Source organism: Planctomicrobium stercoris, assembly GCF_051465655.1.
Taxonomy (GTDB): domain Bacteria; phylum Planctomycetota; class Planctomycetia; order Planctomycetales; family Planctomycetaceae; genus Planctomicrobium.
On record NZ_CP195791.1, the window covers coordinates 4,548,044 to 4,566,660 of the forward strand.

At 57.0% G+C, this 18,617-nt stretch carries 17 protein-coding genes; 13 read left to right on the forward strand and 4 right to left on the reverse strand.

Features of this window, described 5'->3' with window-relative positions:
- The first annotated feature begins 144 nt into the window (after positions 1–144).
- From SH661x_RS18215 to SH661x_RS18235, 5 genes are all read left to right on the forward strand, one after another.
- Positions 145–744 (forward strand): riboflavin synthase, encoded by a 600-nt coding sequence (locus tag SH661x_RS18215; protein WP_437224467.1) that lies wholly within the window; start codon positions 145–147, stop codon positions 742–744.
- Positions 741–1,679, forward strand: a complete 939-nt coding sequence (rsmA, locus tag SH661x_RS18220) for a 16S rRNA (adenine(1518)-N(6)/adenine(1519)-N(6))-dimethyltransferase RsmA (RefSeq protein ID WP_437224469.1) — start codon at positions 741–743, stop codon at positions 1,677–1,679. The genes SH661x_RS18215 and rsmA overlap by 4 nt, the downstream gene beginning before the upstream one ends.
- Positions 1,680–1,890: 211 nt before the next feature.
- The gene (guaB, locus tag SH661x_RS18225; protein ID WP_437224471.1) at positions 1,891–3,381 is read left to right on the forward strand and encodes an IMP dehydrogenase; all 1,491 of its coding nucleotides are present in this window, start codon (positions 1,891–1,893) and stop codon (positions 3,379–3,381) included.
- 73 nt (positions 3,382–3,454) lie between these two features.
- Entirely contained in the window at positions 3,455–4,459 is a 1,005-nt protein-coding gene (locus SH661x_RS18230; RefSeq protein ID WP_437224474.1) for a hypothetical protein, read from the forward strand.
- A gap of 92 nt (positions 4,460–4,551) precedes the next feature.
- Positions 4,552–5,559 (forward strand): methyltransferase, encoded by a 1,008-nt coding sequence (locus SH661x_RS18235; RefSeq protein ID WP_437224476.1) that lies wholly within the window; start codon positions 4,552–4,554, stop codon positions 5,557–5,559.
- Between the two features lie 70 nt (positions 5,560–5,629).
- Here SH661x_RS18235 and SH661x_RS18240 read toward each other — a convergent pair whose 3' ends face one another.
- Positions 5,630–6,949 carry a hypothetical protein gene (locus SH661x_RS18240; RefSeq protein ID WP_437224478.1) on the reverse strand — a complete coding sequence of 440 codons (1,320 nt, stop codon included), beginning with the start codon at positions 6,947–6,949 and terminating at the stop codon, positions 5,630–5,632.
- A gap of 587 nt (positions 6,950–7,536) precedes the next feature.
- On the opposite strand from SH661x_RS18240, the gene SH661x_RS18245 reads away from it, so the two are divergent.
- The 4 genes from SH661x_RS18245 to SH661x_RS18260 all read left to right on the forward strand — a co-directional run bounded on the left by SH661x_RS18245 (position 7,537) and on the right by SH661x_RS18260 (position 9,850).
- Positions 7,537–7,983, forward strand: a complete 447-nt coding sequence (locus tag SH661x_RS18245; protein WP_437224480.1) for an Hsp20/alpha crystallin family protein — start codon at positions 7,537–7,539, stop codon at positions 7,981–7,983.
- Between the two features lie 65 nt (positions 7,984–8,048).
- Entirely contained in the window at positions 8,049–8,441 is a 393-nt protein-coding gene (locus SH661x_RS18250; RefSeq protein ID WP_437224482.1) for an Hsp20/alpha crystallin family protein, read from the forward strand.
- A gap of 181 nt (positions 8,442–8,622) precedes the next feature.
- On the forward strand, positions 8,623–9,450 hold the full coding sequence (locus SH661x_RS18255) for an SGNH/GDSL hydrolase family protein (protein ID WP_437224484.1): 828 nt from the start codon (positions 8,623–8,625) through the stop codon (positions 9,448–9,450).
- Positions 9,451–9,577: 127 nt separating this feature from the next.
- On the forward strand, positions 9,578–9,850 hold the full coding sequence (locus SH661x_RS18260) for a WXG100 family type VII secretion target (protein ID WP_437224486.1): 273 nt from the start codon (positions 9,578–9,580) through the stop codon (positions 9,848–9,850).
- 85 nt (positions 9,851–9,935) lie between these two features.
- Here SH661x_RS18260 and coaD read toward each other — a convergent pair whose 3' ends face one another.
- Both coaD and SH661x_RS18270 read right to left on the reverse strand, forming a co-directional pair.
- Positions 9,936–10,451, reverse strand: a complete 516-nt coding sequence (gene coaD / locus SH661x_RS18265; protein WP_437224488.1) for a pantetheine-phosphate adenylyltransferase — start codon at positions 10,449–10,451, stop codon at positions 9,936–9,938.
- A gap of 113 nt (positions 10,452–10,564) precedes the next feature.
- Positions 10,565–11,449: a ThuA domain-containing protein gene (locus SH661x_RS18270; protein ID WP_437224491.1), complete on the reverse strand. Its 885-nt coding sequence runs from the start codon at positions 11,447–11,449 to the stop codon at positions 10,565–10,567.
- Positions 11,450–11,774: 325 nt separating this feature from the next.
- On the opposite strand from SH661x_RS18270, the gene SH661x_RS18275 reads away from it, so the two are divergent.
- Positions 11,775–13,235, forward strand: a complete 1,461-nt coding sequence (locus SH661x_RS18275; RefSeq protein ID WP_437224493.1) for a Gfo/Idh/MocA family protein — start codon at positions 11,775–11,777, stop codon at positions 13,233–13,235.
- Between the two features lie 136 nt (positions 13,236–13,371).
- Here SH661x_RS18275 and SH661x_RS18280 read toward each other — a convergent pair whose 3' ends face one another.
- On the reverse strand, positions 13,372–14,931 hold the full coding sequence (locus SH661x_RS18280) for a DUF6798 domain-containing protein (protein ID WP_437224496.1): 1,560 nt from the start codon (positions 14,929–14,931) through the stop codon (positions 13,372–13,374).
- A 261-nt stretch (positions 14,932–15,192) separates the two neighbouring features.
- Between SH661x_RS18280 and rfbA the strand changes: the two genes are divergently transcribed.
- The 3 genes from rfbA to SH661x_RS18295 all read left to right on the forward strand — a co-directional run bounded on the left by rfbA (position 15,193) and on the right by SH661x_RS18295 (position 18,596).
- Positions 15,193–16,068 (forward strand): glucose-1-phosphate thymidylyltransferase RfbA, encoded by an 876-nt coding sequence (gene rfbA / locus SH661x_RS18285; protein ID WP_437231220.1) that lies wholly within the window; start codon positions 15,193–15,195, stop codon positions 16,066–16,068.
- A gap of 385 nt (positions 16,069–16,453) precedes the next feature.
- Positions 16,454–17,425: an RluA family pseudouridine synthase gene (locus tag SH661x_RS18290; protein WP_437224498.1), complete on the forward strand. Its 972-nt coding sequence runs from the start codon at positions 16,454–16,456 to the stop codon at positions 17,423–17,425.
- Positions 17,426–17,441: 16 nt separating this feature from the next.
- Positions 17,442–18,596, forward strand: a complete 1,155-nt coding sequence (locus SH661x_RS18295) for a substrate-binding domain-containing protein (RefSeq protein ID WP_437224500.1) — start codon at positions 17,442–17,444, stop codon at positions 18,594–18,596.
- The last annotated feature ends 21 nt before the right edge of the window (positions 18,597–18,617 follow it).

An 18,617-nucleotide genomic window follows, 5' to 3' on the forward strand; every position in this document is an offset into this window, starting at 1 on the left:
TCTCAGCCCGAAGCACTTCTCGCGATACGTGAGTGGTGCTTCGGGCTGAATGCATTGATAGGAACGATCGTCCCGGCAGGGATGGAGATTCGGTCCCAAGGTTTTGGATGCTGACAGCGTCTCGCTGAAAGCACATCAGTCGAAATGTTTACCGGACTTATTGAAGGCATTGGAAATATCATCGCTGTCGAGCCCAACGGCCCAGCGATCGACTTGACGCTGGAAATTCCGGAATCTCTTCCGGAGCAGGAGACCGCGCGGCTGGGAGACAGCGTTGCCCTGAACGGATGCTGCCTGACGATCGTCAGAATCCAGGGGCGGCAGTGGACGTTTCAGGCCGGACAGGAAACCTGCTCGAAAACCAACCTGAGACTGCTGCAGCCGGGATCTCCCGTCAATCTGGAACGGGCCGTCCGCCCCAGTGATCGGCTGGGAGGACACTTCGTTCAGGGACACGTCGACGACGTCGGGTATGTCGAAATCATCGATCAGGACGGGGAGTGGACCAGCATGTGGTTCCGCGTCCCCGAACGCCTGACCAGGCAGATGGTGTCCAAAGGCTCGATCACTGTCGATGGCGTTTCGCTCACTCTGGTGAATGTCGAGAACGACCGCTTCAGTGTCGCCCTCATTCCGCACACGCTGCAGGTGACCACACTCGGGAAACGTCAACGGGGCGACCTCGTGAACATCGAGACGGATGTGATTGGGAAGTACATGGAGAAGATGCTGGGCAGGTCATGACGGAGCAAAGCGAACGCCAGACCAGAACACACCTCATGCGGCTCTTCGAGCGGCATGGGATCCATCCGCGCCATCAGCTCGGACAGAACTTCCTGATCGACCTGAACATCATCGAGTTCGTCGTCCGGGAAGCGGAACTGACGTTTGATGACGTCGTGCTCGAGGTGGGCCCCGGAACTGGTGGGATGACCACCTTCATGGCCAAGGAGGCGGGCCATGTCATTTCTGTCGAGCTTGACCGCAACATGTTCAAGCTCGCGAGTGAAGCAACCGCCCGCTACAGCAACGTCACCCTGCTGAATCAGGATGCACTGAAGAACAAGAATCATCTGGCGGAAAACGTTCTGGAAGAGATTGAGAAGCAACTGGCGGTCAATCCCGCACGACGCTTGAAACTGGTGGCCAACCTCCCCTACAGCGTCGCCACTCCAATCATTTCCAATCTGATTGCGACCGAGCTCCCCTGGATCCGGATGGTCGTCACGATTCAGTATGAACTCGGCTTGCGGATGCAGGCCCTGCAGGGGAGCGAGGATTACGGAGCACTTTCCGTCTGGCTGCAGTCGCAGTGCCGGATCGAACTGCTCAAAAAACTGGGGCCGACGGTGTTCTGGCCCCGCCCCAAAGTCGATTCAGCGGTGGTCAAACTCACCCCCGATGAACAGGCTGCAGCCCGCATTCATGACCGTGCGTTCTTCCACGATTACATTCGCCGCGTCTTCAACTACCGCCGCAAACTGCTTCGCAGCGTTCTGCACACCATGTACGGCGATCAGTTGTCCAAGCCTGATGTGGATGCTGTCATCGCTCAGGTCGGACTGGGAGAATCCGCCCGCGCCGAGGAACTCGACGTCGAAACACACCTGAAACTTTCCGAAGCAGTCCAAGCAGCCATTCAATCAAAAGCAATCAGTCAACCAAGCGAGTTATTGTGATTTCAGAACATTGAAGAGACTGATAGCACCACGGAGGCACGGAGACACAGAGAGAACATTCACGAGCTGAAATCTTGAAGTCTTGCTCGCTATTGCAAGACCGTCATACAGAGACCTTCAGTCCGTATTTTTTCTCCGTGCCTCGGTGCCTCCGTGGTGAACTTCATTCCTCGATGATCTGACATCCAAAGATTTTTAAAAGGAGTCTTCCATGCACGACCGTATCCTCGAAACCGGACTCACATTCGACGACGTTTTGCTCGTGCCTGATTACAGCGATGTCATGCCCGGGGAAGTGGATGTTACTTCCAAACTGACCCGGAACATTTCGATCAACATTCCGATCGTCTCCAGCCCCATGGACACCGTGACCGAAAGCGACATGGCGATCGGGATGGCCCAGGAAGGGGGAGTGGGGATCATCCACAAGAACATGTCCATCGAGCAGCAGGCGATGGAAGTGGATCGCGTGAAGCGCAGCGAAAACGGCGTGATCGTCGATCCGCTGACGCTCCCTCCCACCGCCACGGTCCGCGAGGCAACCGACATCATGGACACCCGCAACATCGGCGGTGTCCCGATCGTGAACGAAGACGGGAAACTGGTCGGGATCCTGACCCGCCGGGACCTGCGGTTCCTCGATTCCGATCAGACTCAGGTGCAGGACGTCATGACCCGGGAGAAACTTGTCACCGCTCCCGGCGACACCGACCTGAAAACCGCCGAACGCATTCTTCGCGAAAATAAAATCGAAAAGCTGCTGCTTGTCGACGACCGCTTTCAGCTTCGCGGTCTGATCACGATTAAGGACATCGACAAGAATCTCCGTTTCCCCCGGGCGAACAAAGACCTGAAAGGACGACTGCGGGTCGGAGCTGCAATCGGCGTTCACGACTATGAGCGGGCCGAGCGCCTGATCAAGGCCGGCGTCGACTTCCTGACGGTCGACAGTGCTCACGGGCACTCCAAAAACGTCATCGAAACAGTGCAAAAGCTCAAAAGCCAGTGGACCATCGATGTCATCGCTGGAAATATCGCCACAACCCAGGGCGCGAAAGCTCTGATCGATGCCGGTGCTGACGCTGTGAAGGTTGGAATCGGTCCCGGATCAATCTGCACGACCCGAATTATTTCCGGAGTCGGCGTTCCGCAGCTGACGGCCATCTCCAGTGCTGCCAAAGCGGTCGGAAGTTCGGGGGTTCCACTGATCGCGGACGGGGGGATTCGCTACAGCGGAGACATGACAAAAGCCCTTGCAGCTGGAGGACATAGTGTGATGCTGGGCGGACTGCTCGCCGGTCTGGATGAAAGCCCTGGAGAGACCATTCTATATCAGGGTCGACGCTTCAAGAGATATCGCGGAATGGGGTCTCTGGGGGCGATGGTGAAAGGAAGTAGCGAGCGCTATCGGCAAACCCAGACTGAAGATGACGGGCGTGGAACGCCGAAACTAGTTCCAGAGGGAGTGGAAGGTCGTGTCCCGTACAAGGGGCATTTGAACACTTTGCTCTATCAACTCGTGGGGGGGCTGCGTGCCGGGATGGGGTATCTGGGGGTGCGCAAGATCGAAGAGCTACGCACTCGCGCTCAGTTTTTACGAGTGTCCGCGGCAACGGTGAGGGAGAACCATCCGCATGATATTGCCATCACTCAAGAAGCGCCGAACTACACAACCGAGTACGCTCCGGTTGACGGTCACTGAACCTGCGGAATCTGCCGGATTCACACTGCTCTCCGGACTTCGGAGCTGGGGAGCAGTGGCGGCGTGCTCTGCAATGCTGACATCCAGCCTGCTGGCTGCCGATCCCGTTCCAGCGAAAACATCTCCTCTCGACAGATTGAGAGAACGATCCGCGACCCAGCGGTTCCAGGAGAGTCGAGAGCAGTACCTGTCCGAATCTCCCCGGGAGATGCCTTCACGGATCGCTGAAGCGGAGGCAGCCAAGGAAGAAACAACTTCGACGACGTCAACGACTCCGAGTCCGGCGCCATTGGACCTTCCGCTTTCCGAATTCGGTCGAGGGAAGATTTCGCTCCCGGAAACCCGGCCTGCGCGTCCTTCCATCGTCAAATCTGTCCCGACTCCCTACTTCGAAACAGCGGCCGATTCCCAGCCGGAAGGTCAGTCACCGCCGATTTCGCTGCCGGACTTCCTCGATTCCGGTTCTCAGGCCATTGCACAGGTCGAACCGACCCGGCCTTCGAGCCTGATGCCGCCGGAGCCGATTGCCGAAACCGGTCAGGTTCCCGGCTCGGGATTGTCCAACTTTACCATTCCGGGAATGGAAGATACGGTCTTCCGGCCGATCTCCCAGATTGAGCCCTACTACGACTATTCCCCGACCGGGAAGCGTCCTTACGAGTATGTCTGCCCGCAACCGAGCAACATTCCCGATGAGGATCGCACCCGCTGCCCGGAATTCCTGCCCCTTCCCAAGGGTGGATCAACCGACCGGCAGTTCGCCATGATCGATTATCAGTGGGTTCCGACAGACCTGCAGCATAAGCCGCTGTACTTCGAAGACGTCGCCCTGGAACGTTATGGTCAGCAGTATCCGTGCGGAATTCAGCCGTTCGTCTCCGTCGGCAAGTTTGCCGTTCAGGGAATCGGCCTTCCCTACCAGATCGCCATCGATCCGGTCTGGAGAGACATCTATACACTCGGCTACTACCGTCCTGGGGATCCTGCTCCCGAGCTGATTTATCAGGTCCCCATCAACCTGAAAGCGGCAGCCGCCGCCGGTGGGGTCTACACAGGACTCATCTTCCTGTTCCCGTAATCGCGGCCAAGTCCTTTGTGAAGTATCATCATGCAGTCCAACCGGGCTGCATGATTTCATTTCCAGAGGTCACTTGAAGCGGGGGTGCCGAGATGAGCGAAGTGTCAATTCCGAATCAGCTCGATCAGATGATCACCGGTTACTGGGTTTCACAGGCCATTTACGCTGCTTCAAAATTCCAGATTGCCGACCACCTGAAAGCCGGTCCCCGGTCGGTGGCGGAACTGGCAGAGCTCTCTTCCACGCATGCTCCGTCGCTGTACCGGTTGCTGCGGGCACTGGCGAGCTTCGGAATTTTCAGCGAAGGAGAAGACGGCCGCTTTTCGCTGACCCCGCTGGCCGAGCCGCTGCAGAGTGATGTCCCCGGGTCCAAACGGGCTCTCGCGCTCATGTCCGGCGATGAACAGTTCCGAGCCTGGGGAGAGATTGACCACAGCATCCGCACCGGTGAGACTGCCTTCGACAAAGTCTTCGGGAAGCCGATCTTTGACTATCTCGGAGAACATCCCGATAAAGCCCAGATCTTCGACGCGGCCATGGTCGGAATTCACGGTCGTGAAGCAAGCGCGATATTGGACTCATACGATCTCTCCGGATTGTCGGTCGTCGCCGACATCGGGGGCGGAAACGGCTCGCAGCTGACCGCAATCCTCCAGCGCTACCCGCACCTGAAGGGGATCCTCTTCGACCTGCCGCACGTCATCGAACGGGCGCGTGAAAAGATCCACGCCGCCGGACTGCAGGATCGATGCACACTGACCACCGGCAGCTTCTTCGAATCGGTCCCCACGGGGGCGGACGCGTATATTATGCGTCACATCATTCACGACTGGGACGAAGAGAAATGCCTCGCGATCCTGAGAAACTGCCATCGGGCGATGTCCGCGGACAGCAAGCTGCTCGTCGTTGAAAGTGTCATTCCTCCCGGCAACGACCCGTTTCCCGGAAAGTTGCTGGACCTGGTGATGCTGATTATCCCGGGTGGAAAAGAACGGACCGAAGCGGAATACCGAAGCCTGTTCGATCAGGCCGGTTTCGATCTGGTGAAGATTGTCCCGACAGATTCGGGCGTCAGCGTGATCGAAGGCCGGAAGCGCTGAGCTGGCAAAGTAACGTTTTGGGGAATGGTCCGCCGAGATTTCGACTGGTTGGCAGCCGGCGGACCACACTTCACGAGCGGTTTTGTTGACGCTGCAACTTCTTGAGACGCTTGCGTTCCCGACTGCTCATGCCGGAGTCGTTGTCGCCCGAGTCGTAATCGTCGTCGTCCTCTTCCTGCTGCCAGGACGATTGCGACTGAGCGGGTTTCGAAGACGGAACAGGCGCGGGAGCCGGTTTACTTTGCGGCTGGACCGGAGTGGCGGCAGGTTCGATCGTTTTCGTCACCACCGCATTGCGTTCCGGCTTCGGTTTCGCAACCGGAACATGAGGTGGAGCAACGACAGCCTCAGCAGGCTGGGCGGGATCCACACGCCGCTTCCATCGACTCAGGATCGACTGCTGCAGCCGCTGTCCCCAGGAGATCTTCGGAGTGGAATTCGACTCTTCGGCAGGTTTTGCAGTCGATTTTGCGGAAGCACGTTTATCGACGGGCTTGGCGACAGCCTGTGTTTCGACCGGCTTTTCGACATTCTTCTCGACAGCGGCGGGCTTATCGGCCTTCGGCTTTTTCTTGCTGACTTTCTCCACAGCCACCTTTTCCGCACGGACTCGCTTCCAGGAGATTTTCCGAAGCGGCTGGCCCGCCTGCAGGATACGTTCCCCCAGAAGCGTGATTCGCTGGGTCATGCGTCGCGAAACTCGCGATCGCAGGCTTTGCCGTTTGCCGCTCACTTCGTTGGTCACATGCGTGACATACCGGGCATGAATCAGGCAGAAAAATGCCAGCGTGCACTGCCAGAGCATCGTCACTGCGACCGTCACACCGATACGCGCTTCCGAAGGCAGCAGAAGATCTGCCCCAAAATGCAGGCTGCCCACCAGAAGGGAAAGTCCAAAAGCAATGTTCCACGCAATGGTGCTCGGCTTCGACCCACTGATGTCGCGTCCCACCAGCCGATACAGCGACAGCATTCCAATCGACAACGGGAGGAACCAGAACAGGTTGTGACCGCGCCAGCAGTTGATCTGGACGTGCGAATTCAGATAGTCCAGCACGGGAATGTGCAGCTGAGTCGCATTGGCCAGGCAGACGACGCACCAGAACAGCCCCGCCCAACCCCAGATGCGGTAGCGACCCAGGAAATCTTTGCGGCTGCACGAGCGATGCCAGTAGATCAGCAGATTCAACTGCGCGATCAGGAGCAGTGCGACGGTGCTGAAATAGCGGGGAACAGCTCCCTGTCCCAGGTCGACGAGTTCGGCGATCCCCATGTCATGCGACCAGGATGCCAGACTGAGCCAGACAATCGCTGCCCAGGCCAGAAACCCCAGCACCCCCAGGGAAATGATGATCTTCCAGTTTCCCGGAATCATAGTTTCGCGGGGCATGTGGGACCCCGGAACCGCAGCTGTCGCGGCAACAGTACTTCCATCGCCCCCTGCAGCCGGTGAGCTGGCTCGGGACGGTTTGGAATTCAGAGTGACACCTTGGGCTTCCTGCGCCAATCGGCGCCGGCGTCGTTGCCCCAGGTCGTGAGAACCAGCGAATCGAGCGGTCATTTACCGCGCTGACATGACTGAAGGAAGGGTGCGTCCATGCATTGGTGTTTTCATCGACCGAATTCCGGCCGTAATTCTGAGTCCGACCCTCACATTGAAGGAGATTCGATGAAGTGCACTCCTGACCCCCTTCTGGACAGCAACTTGGGAACTTTTCGCCCGAAACACCCAAATTCACACTGCCAAAACAAACACAAAAGAAACCTAACAAGAACTGTCAATTTGACACCTCTTGCAAACACGCGAAAGTCATCAGACTCCAAAATAATTTCTCAACACATTCAAAACCAACAAATTACAACACGACGACACAACATTCAAATTCTGGCACGAGTCGTGCATATCCATCCAGCAGCCAAAGACCTCAACCATCACAACAAAGCCATTTTGGCATTTTTAGCACAAGGAGACGGAAGATGAGAGCTGCCAATCGAGTCCAGGGACTGATGTCCGCTTCACCGTTTTCGCACTTCAATTCTCTGCTGATGCAGGAATTGGGACGTTATTGCATGAGCTCTGACGCTCACGTCATGCGACGGGAAAATCACCGGGTCTGGGCCGGCGAAGACTTTGTGATCTTCGAAGTCGACCTGCCGGGCCATGCTCTGGAAGACCTCGACGTCTCTCTGGAGAAGGACATTGTGAAAGTCGCGGTGAAGCCGGTCGAGTCCACCAGCAAGGAGGGGACTGAAATCCACCTCAATGAACGTCAGGCACTCGCCGGAGAACTGCAAATGAGGCTCCCCTTTCAAGCGGACCCCGAGCAGATCGAGACCACGTATTCCCGCGGTGTCCTGAAGATCGTCGTACAACGTCCCGAACGGGAACTTCCCCGCCAGCTGGAAATCAAACCTGGCGAATAGTCATCCGTTCAACTGGACCTTTCGAACTCTCAATTTCTCACACATTGACATCAAGGCGAATCCCCATGAACACTCCAACCACTCAGACCAATACCGCTGAAAAAACTCCCGCGACTCCCAAAACCGCCATCAGGCTGCAGCCTGCCGTTGACCTCTTTGAGCATGAAGGGGGCTTTGTGATGTCCGTCGAGATGCCGGGGGTCGACCATTCGACCGTCACTGTCTCTCTGGAGCGGAACGAGCTGAAGATTACCGGAACCGCCGATTTCAGCGGTCCTGACTCGGCCCGGTGTCTGGCTGGCCTGGCCGGCCCCAGAATTTATGAACGGGAATTCCGTCTCTCGGAAGACATCGACCGCGATCGAATCGAAGCGGAAGTCAAACAGGGAGTCCTGACGCTGCAACTTCCGAAATCGAATCGTGCTCAAAAAGTCTCGCTCCCCGTGAAAGGAGCGTGACAGCGGACAAGTCTCAGCGCAGACTCAGTTTATTGAATTCTCATGTGAAGGCTCTCCGGGGGAAGATCAGTCCTCTTCTGGAGAGCCTTCCTTGACGAAAGGCGCCCAAAAGGGACTAATTGAGTGGCGATGAACCAGTTCCGAGACTCGCTGACCTTTGAAATGCGGTCGAGATACTCCCGTGAATGATTTTTCCATACGTCCGGACCACGGGGCAGCCCGGCGCCGCAAGATGACGCTGATGCTCCTGCGTGAAGTGGACTCCGACACCGCTGCGAACCAGGCTTCGCCCGTACATTGCAATCCAGCTTGTCAGAACGAGGGGGTCAGCCCGGCCGCTGTCTCATTTGAACCATTCGCCGATGATGTCCTCCGGAAGTCCCGACTGACATGGCTCTTTACGGGGGACTCGCTTTCGAAAGCCGGACAAGATCAGGTGACCGGTGCCGGCCTGGTCTCCTCCTCCGTTCGAGTCCTGCGGGATCGATTCCACCGCACGCGTGACGCCTATATCTCAACTGAATGCTCTCAGTTCGACATTCAGCTCCTCACAAGCGAGTTCGAAGAGCGCGTGGCGAGGTTTCACCCCGACATTGTCATTTTGACATTCGGGCTTCATGAACTGCAGGCGACCGGAGAGTCTTCACTCGCATACGAGCGTCGGCTGATGCAGCTGATGGAGAAGCTCCGTTCACTGAAGGCGCGTGTTCTCGTCAATCTGCCACCCCTCTTTCCCGGGAACAGAGCCCCTGTTTCCGCAGATCAGCTGATCCGGCTGGAAGCGATTCGCGCGTGTACCATCGAATCCTCTCTGTTGCTGGCTGATCACTGGTCGCATTGGGAACAGCATGCAGAGTCGAGCTGGGTCACAGCGGGCGGAGACTCCCTTTCTGAAAAAGGGGCTGCCGAGATGACCAGACTCATGCTGGGGGAACTGGACCTGATAGAATACGACGCAGGTCGGGAGACAAAAGTCCCTGTGGAAACGGTCGACCAGCTGCATTCTTAGCCCCTGCCTCAGGGGAGTGTTGCCGGGTGCTGGAGAATCTTCGCCTGGCGGCAGACTGCAGTCATTGTTGAAGTCCACACGAATCGAAGATCGGGCCAAGTTCACCAGACACGAGAGGACTGTTCACATGGCTCAGGCAATTGCGAATCCGGAAGAGCTGCGGGCGTTCGGCATGAAGCTCAAGCAGTTCAACAGCACACTTTCCGATCAGGCTTCCATGCTGGTGTCGCAACTGGAAACCCTGAGCGCAACATGGCGCGATCAGGAGAATCTCAAGTTCACGGAAGAGTTCAAAGAACATCTGCGACTTTTGGCCCAGTTTGTTGAGGCCAATAACCGCCACATCCCGTACCTGCTGCGAAAAGCTGAGCGGCTGGAAGAATACCTGCAGCAGCGGTAAGGAAGTTTCGTCTTTGCAAGTTGCCTCGCGGGCTGAGGAGCGAAAGGAGGGCGCCTGACCGAAATCGGCAACCACTGGCATTCACTTAACTCTGCAACTTGGCGCGGACCTTCTGCAGCAGCGGTTCGACCACGCATTCCGGGACGAACTTGGCAAGCTGGATGCGGGCTGCATCTGCCCCCATAACGGCGATCTGCTTGATCAGTGTGCTGGAGATGTGGGAGAAGCGTTCCGCTGCCATTAGAAAGACGGTTTCCAGATCCGGAGCCATCATGTGATTGGCCAGAGCCATGGTGAATTCCGATTCGATATCCGAAACGGTCCGAACCCCTCGAATCATCACGCTGGCTCCCTGCGATCGGGCGAAATCGACGGTCAGCTCGGAAAAACTGACCACTTTGATGTTCGGCAGGTCCGACAGGACTTCCCTGAGAATCGCCTCGCGTTCATCGGACGAAAACAGCGGCTGTTTGTCGGGATTGATTCCGATGCCAACCACGAGTTGATCAAAGAGCCGGGCACCGCGACGCACAATGTCCTCATGACCGAGCGTCAACGGGTCGAAACTTCCGGCATAAATGGCAACTCGGGGCTGATGCATCTGTTGACTTCAAGGCAGGGGGAGCGACTGTTTTCACTGGTGTCGAATCTCTATCGACCAGCAGGCCGATAGCCCTGCACAGAATGCAGGACCATCGCAGCATCTCGTCCTGCTCATTGTCCCTTGAGGTTGAATTTCCCGGCAGCAGCGTCTGCCTTTGCTTTCGCTTCCTGAGCTGCGGAAACTTCCGGATTTGGAGTCGCGTCGACACTCACATCGCCACGGATCCACTTCACCGCCTCGGTGATCGAGGACAGGAAAGCCGGGTTGGTCCAGGTTGTTTCGTTATGCCCCAGGTTATTGCAGTAGACCTTTCCTTCCCCATAGTTCTTGATCCAGCAGACAGGGACGTGATAACCGTGGGCAACGTTGACTTCCCCGCCGATTGGACTCCTGGAGTAGTCGAGACTCATCAGGACGTGGACTTTTTCCGGCTGCCAGTTGCGATACATGTAAATCTCTTCCTTGATCGGGAATTCCGCTCCGAAAGATTTCGTCAGTGGATTCCCGGGCTCGTGATTCTGAAGGACGACATCTGTCCCGGAGTTCCAGGGATGGCTGATAAACGATCCGCCGATCATGTCCCAGTACGGCTCGTAATCATGAAAGGTGTCCATGGCTGAGTGGAATCCCAGAACTCCGTGGCCTTTCTGCGGCAGCCATTCTTTGAAGAAGTACTCCAGATTCTCCTGGGAAATCGGCAGTGTTCCCGTCGTGTAAAAGGCGACGATGTCGTAGTTCTGCAGGTTCTCTTTCGTGAAGTCGGCAGCGGCGTCCTGAGTGCAGTGCACTGTGAACAGGCCTGTGGATTCTCCCAGCTGAGTCAGCGCAATTTCCGCAGGAGCGAGCGTCTCCGTCTTCCGGTCGACCGATCCATGCCTGTAAGTCAGGCTTTGGGTCACAAAGAGAATGCGGGCAGGGGTTTCAGCGGCCTGAATGGTCCAGGCAGGAATCAGAACGGCCGCTGCATACGCCAGGAAGAGTCTTCGAGAGCACATCGGAGGATCCTTAGTCGGGGATGGTACGTCAGGTTGACGAAATTCAGTGCAACGAGGAATTCGACATTGTTGGGACAAAATCGAACTCGTACCGAATCGGGGCAAGACGAACTGGATTCACTGAAAAATGATCATAAGTGTTTTGAGAATGGTTGTCAGTGACGCATTGTCGCTGATGATCTGACATTCTCAACTGTTTGCTTGAGCAGCCGAAAAAGTTGCCTGACGGACTGGCATCTCCTGCGGTCAGTGTGGAAGATATTCGGAAGCTGCCCCGCCAGCATGTCCCACCGTCTTTCGCGCCACTGACCCCCGAGGAGATCCGATGACCCAATTTACTCGCCGTAGATTTCTCCAAATATCATCCCTCGCCGGCGGTTCGCTGTTGCTGACAGGGACACGGGCGTCAGGTGCTGTCAACGGAGCGAACGATCGCTTCCGGGTGGCTGTCGTCGGTCTGAACGGACGAGGTCAGGCCCACCTGAGTAATTACCTGGGCAAGAAGGACATCGAAGTTGCCTATGTGGTTGATCCGGACAGCAATGTTCTCAACAACGCATTGAAGGGAATCGCAGCCAAAACCGAGGGACAAAGCCAGCCTAAAGGGGTCAGCGACATCCGGACTGTGCTGGATGATCCGAACGTCGATGCCGTTTCCATTGCCACTCCGAATCACTGGCACTCGCTGATGACCATCTGGGCAGCTCAGGCTGGCAAGCATGTGTATGTCGAAAAGCCGATGAGCCATGACATCGAAGAAGGACGAATTGCTGTCGCAGCTCAGAAGAAGTATGGCGTTGTGGTTCAGCATGGCACGCAAAACCGCAGCGACCCCAAAGTGGCTGGCTTGCAGGAACTGATCCACGCCGGCAAGTTCGGCAAGCTGAAGATTTCGTATGGCTACTGCTGCAAGACCGGAAACCGCGGGAACCTCGGCATGCAGCCAGCCACCGATCCCCCGGCCAATCTCGACTGGAATCTGTGGAAGGGTCCGGCCGTCATCGACCACTACCACAAGAACTTCGTCCATTACAACTGGCACTGGTTCTGGAAGACCGGCAACGGGGATTTGAATAATCAGGGGACGCACCAGCTGGACATCGCCCGCTGGGCCCTTGACCCGGAACTGACTCATCCCGTCCGTGCCATGGCCATTGGCGGTCGCTTCCTGTGGAACGATCAGGGAGAAACACCGAACACCATGATGGGGATCGCGGAATATCCCAACGGACAGAAAGTCTTCTTCAATGTCCGGAACATCAACTACGACGGCTACCAGACTCAGGTCGAGAACGAGTACTACTTCGAAGACGGCGGGAAGATCGTCAAAGGACATTACTATCCTGCCGGAAGCGAGACCGGCGAACCGATTGAGATCCCGAATGGAAAGGTGACCGGCGGTGGAAACTTCGGCAGCTTCATCACAGCCTGCCGGGCGAATGATTCGTCGCTGGTCAACGCAGATGCGCTCACGGCACATCAAAGCTGCGTGCTCGGGCATCTCATGAACAACTCGTACCGGCTGGGAACCAAAGTTCCCTTCAATGCCAAAGCGGGACGGTTCGGCGACGACAAGGATGCTTACGAGCACTTCCTGAAACTGCACGACATCATGAAGAACGGTGTCGGTGTCCCCGAGGATGAAGCTGAGTACGTCGTGGGTCCGTGGCTGACCTTTGATCCCGTCACCGAACGGCATACCGGCGACCATGCCGACGCAGCCAACGCGCTGTTGAAAGATCCGAACAACGCCGGCTTCGAAGTGCCGACCGTCAACGACGTCTGATTCGTTTCAGAACGTTCCTCACGAGAAATGAAGCTTGAGCCCGGCCTGAATGCAGGTCGGGCTCAATTGTTTCTGCATGCCTCCAGTCGGCGAAGTCTTTGACCCATCCCGTCTTTCATGAGGAGGACAAAGTGCTTCACGGCTGCGGGATCTCATAGACCTGAAAGGTGTCGTTCGAGTACACCGGCGTGACAGAGACCGGACCGAATTTTCGACAGACAAGAAACCGGATCCCTGTCAGTTTTTCGAGGTCAGCCAGTTCCGCAGCGGTGACTTCGTTGTCATTCATCGAAGCGATCCGCCAGTTGGCGATCACCCACAGCCGTCGATTCCATTCGCAGATGGAGGCGGAATCCTGCGGCATGTCTTTGTAGCTGACATATTCCGGTCGCTGCGCATACCATTTGATGGCCCATCCGGAATCGGTGCAATGGATCAGATCCTCGGGCTGGGAATGAGATTCCATCCAGGCACAGGCTTCAGACCAGTGCTGGAGCTGTTGCGGCGAGAGACGACTCGGATTCCCATCGGGAAACGGGATCGTCAATGCTCCGATGATCGTGATGACAGCCGCAAGCCCTCCGGCTGCAAGCAGTCTGCGTTTCCGGACCGCATCTGCCATGGATTCCAGATACAGGCACGTCGCGGAGAGGGCCAGTGCGATGGGAACCAGCTGGTCGCCCAGTCGGAAGAAGTAAAACTTCAGGAGTTTCAGACGCCATTCAAACCCGGGCATCTTCGTCACCGGTCGCGCACCCCAGCCGAGGATGATGCCGATCCCGACGATGAACACCGCAGAGAGCACGAAAGCAGTCCACCACCGCTGGCGAGGCGTCTGATACACGCGCCGCTGCACCAGCAGCCACATCACGAGCATCATTCCGAAATAACGGTACGCCTCCTTATGAAACCGCATCGGATCCAGATGATGGGCGAGCCGGCCGGCCACCTGCAGCTGATTGGCGATTCGATCCAGACTGGGATCCGAGGACCGCAATGTCCCCAAAGCAGGGACCAGTCCCGGCAGCGAAGCAACTCCGAAGAGGAGCAACATCATCATTCCCGTACGGAGCCTCGGGAGTGACGGGGAGGCGGACGTGAATCTCATCAATGCTGTCGCCATCCCAGCTGCCACGACTCCCCAGAGGCCGACCAGCGGATGCAGACTGACCGCCATTCCTGCCACCACGGCTGCTGAGAGGAATCTTCCACTCAGAAAACTCCCGATCGCCCAGAACAGACATCCGTATGCCGGGACCTTCGCTTCGATTCCCCCCACCAGCCATTCGCCGGAAAGATTTCCCAGCGACTGCAGCATCAGAAATAATGGAGCTGCGAGAAGTCCGGCCCACTTGAAGCCGGTCACCGCATGCGACAATCGCTGCCATCCACAGGCGAGCACCAGCAGGCCGAGTGTCCGGCCGATCACAGCCGCAACCGGTAACGAGAAAAAGTGAGCGAACCAGCCGAAGGTGCAGTAAAAGACCAGATGCGGGTTGGAGGAGTCGAGAAAGAAATCACCCGGACACCATTCCGGGTTCCACCAGTGCCGGGCCTTTCCCAGATAGTGCGGTTCGTTCACCCCGGGCACCGGCACGCGCAGCAGCGACCATCCTAAGAACGTCAGCCAGATCGGAGCGATCGGGATCCAGGAAAAACGTGCATGGGACGGAGGCGTTTCGACCGATCTGCTCATGGGGCTTGCAGTCATTACGGACAATCCTCGTGGAGTGCCGACAAGGTCGAAACCTCCGGAAAAACCTGCAGATCCGGGAAAATCGTCATCGAATCGCCATCCTGATCCAGGAACTCTGGTTGACGGTGTCCCTGCTCGAGGCGCAGACTCGATTCAACGGAAAGTCTGTCTCCACTAAGTCCTGATTTCAGTTTCTCCAGACCCTGTTCACACATTATCCCATCCAGTCCACTCAGCCAAGGCGAGGTCAGCGTGCCGTCAGTGACTACTAAGGGAATCATCCTTGCCGGGGGAGCCGGGACCCGTCTGCACCCGATGACTGCTGTCGTGAGCAAACAACTCCTGCCGATTTACGACAAACCAATGATCTACTACCCGCTCAGCGTCCTGATGCTGGCGGGGATCCGTGACATCCTTGTCATCAGCACACCGGTGGATCTGCCGTTGTATCAGCGGTTGCTGGGGGACGGACAAGGACTGGGAATCTCGATCCAGTACGCCGAACAGGCGGCACCGCGTGGGCTGGCGGAAGCGTTTCTTATCGGGGAAACATTCCTGGGGACAAGCTCCGTCTGTCTCGTTCTGGGGGACAACATTTTCTATGGGCACGACCTTCAGAGCCTGCTTGTAAATGCCGCAGCACGCGAATCCGGAGCCACGGTCTTCGCTTATCGCGTCCGGGATCCAGAGCGGTACGGGGTCATTTCATTCGATGCCAACGGCCGTCCGGTCGACATCATTGAGAAGCCGGAAAAGCCGAAGTCCCGATACGCCGTCACCGGGCTTTACTTCTACGACAATGATGTGATCGAAATCGCAAAATCGGTTCGCCCATCCGCTCGGGGAGAACTCGAGATCACGTCGATCAACCAGACCTACCTCGACCGGGGAAAGCTGTGCGTGGAACTGATGGGACGGGGATACGCGTGGCTCGACACCGGAACGCCGTCCGCATTGCTGCAGGCATCCGGATTCGTGGAGGCCATTGAAAGTCGACAGGGCCAGAAGATCTGCGTCCCGGAAGAAATCGCCTGGCAACTGGGCTACATCAGCGATGATGACCTGAGAAAACTCGCTGCGCCGCTGGGGAAGAGCGATTACGGCGCCTATCTGCTCGATCTGGTCGCGGACCGGTAATCAACTGGGGGTCGAAAGGATTTTTAACCACGGAAGGCACGGAAAACACGGAAAGAGGCAAAGGGTTACAGAACCGCGAATCAAGCGAATACAGCGAATAAAGACTCAGACTCTTTGAATCTGACCGGCCTCAATGGAGGAGACCTTGTCAATCCTTTTTTCTGAATTCATTCGCTCAATTCGCTTGATTCGCGGTTCAGATTCTTCTTCGTTTCTTCCGTGATTTCCGTGCCTTCCGTGGTTCCTCCCATCGTCCTACTCTTCGACCCCGGTCGTGCCCGTTGAATGTTCCTGAGAGAGTCTTCAGAATCTCCCTGACTTTCTTGATGTTCAACTCTTCCCCGACCTTATGCCGCCGACATTTGAATTCCTTGTTGAATCCGAATTGAGCGGCGTCCGCATCGACTCCTTTCTGATCAAGCATCTGCGAAATTACAATTCCTGGCGGATGCAGCGGATCACCCGTGCAGGGGGCGTGACGATCGAGGGGGCCATCGCGACTCAGACCGACCGTGTTTTCACGGGCCAACTGGTGAAGGTCCGACTGCTCGAGCCTCCTGACAAGCTGCTCGAACCAGTGAGGATAGAGATTCCCATCCTGTACGAAGACCCGTGGATCATGGTGGTGAACAAGCCCGCTGGGCTGATCGTCCATCCGGTCGGTGAGACGCAGGTGCAGACGCTGGCGAACGGACTGCAGCATGTTCTGGATCAGCGCAGCCCCTTTAAAGGAATCCTTCGCCCAGGCATCGTCCATCGACTCGACCGTCAGACGAGCGGGGCGATTGTGATTTCGCAGAATCATCACGCCCATGCGATTCTCTCCGCTGGATTCGAAGCATCACGCGTGGCAAAGACCTATCTGGCACTGGTGGAAGGGCGAGTTGCAGCAGACTCGGGTGCCATCACCTGGCCAATCGGTCGAGCCCGCACCGGTCGGCATGTGCTGATGACCTGCCGTGCCGATGCCATCGACCGCAAACCGGCTCGCACGCACTACGAAGTTGTGCAACGGTTCGCCCATCACACGCTGGTCCGGGCCAAGCCCCGGACGGGCAGGAATCACCAGATTCGGGTACACTTCGCAGCACTGGGGCATCCGCTGGTGGGTGATGAATTTTACGAAACCAACGGTCGCTTCAAACCATTTTATGCAGACATCACCGACGACACCGATCGCGAAATTGAAACCGGACTCCCGATTCGCAGACATGCACTCCACGCTTCGCAGCTGTCGTTTGCCCATCCCATCAGTCAGATGTGGATGGAGTTCACCGCACCGTTGGCTGAAGATTTCCAGAAGACTCTGACAGAACTGGACCGTCACACAAAGTCCGCTGAAGAACACCACAGTTGAGGATGGAACGACGTCGATGGCTGATGCAGGCTCTTCTCCAAAGAAATTTCATGCCGCCTCGCTGAACGAGGATGCCGCACAGCCGAAGCATCAGCAGCTTCGGGATTACCTCGTCGCGCAGGTGGAATCGGGAGAGTTGAATCCGGGTGATTCGCTCCCTTCGGAGCATCGGCTTGCAGAACTGCTGGGAATCGCGCGCAGCACTGTTCGACAGGCACTGGCTGGCCTGGAGCGTGGGGGCCTTGTTCGAAGAGTTCACGGGAAGGGAACCTTCATCCATGAAGAAGCCCGCCAACGGCTGAAGAAAGGTCAGGACCTGCTTGCTCTGATCGTCCCGGAAACGTCGGTCGGATTCTATCCCGGGTTGCAGGTCGGGTTCGAAGCGGCTGCTGCCGCACATCACAATCAGGTCATCGTCTGTCATTCGAATAATGAAATTGACAAGCAGGGAAATTCGATACTCCAGCTGATGGACCTGCAGGTCGCGGGCGTGGCAATCGTTCCGACGACCTCTCCGGAAACCCCTGCGTACCATCTGCGTCAGCTGCATGAACGTGGGATTCCGGTGGTCTGCTGCTCCCGCCCGGTGACAGGGGTTCAGACACCGCTGATCGCACTCCCGTTTGAAGAGATCGGGTTGCAGGCCGGGACGAGACTGCGTGAAGAGGGGCACCGCAGCGCTGCGATTTTCAGCGGCTCCAACACGCCATATGGGAGCAGTTATGTCGACGGCTTTCGTAAGGGGCTGGGGGCACGGGCACATCTGCACACCTATTTCGGAACGACCAACCATCCGAATATTGCCCTGCAGGAAGACGCCATCAACGCTGAGCTCGAAAGGCTTCTGGCGGGCGAGCATCCGCCGACCGCCATCTTTGCGACATTCGACTCGATGGCGGAACTGATCTACCTGACACTCACCCGAATGGGACTTCGAATTCCTGAAGACATTTCTCTGATCGGCTTTGGAGGAGCCCGGCGGCATGGAGCACTGATCAACCGACTGACGTCAATCACGATCGACGAACTGCGGATGGCAACCGACGCCATTGAACTGCTCGAGCAGATGCGGTCTGGAAAACTTCCCCTTGATTCGAGCCTCGTCCAGGTCGTCCCGGTTGGCATCAGCGACGGACAGACCGTCGGCCCTCCTCCCGCGGGCAAAGCCTGAAGAACACACTCCTCCCCCGCG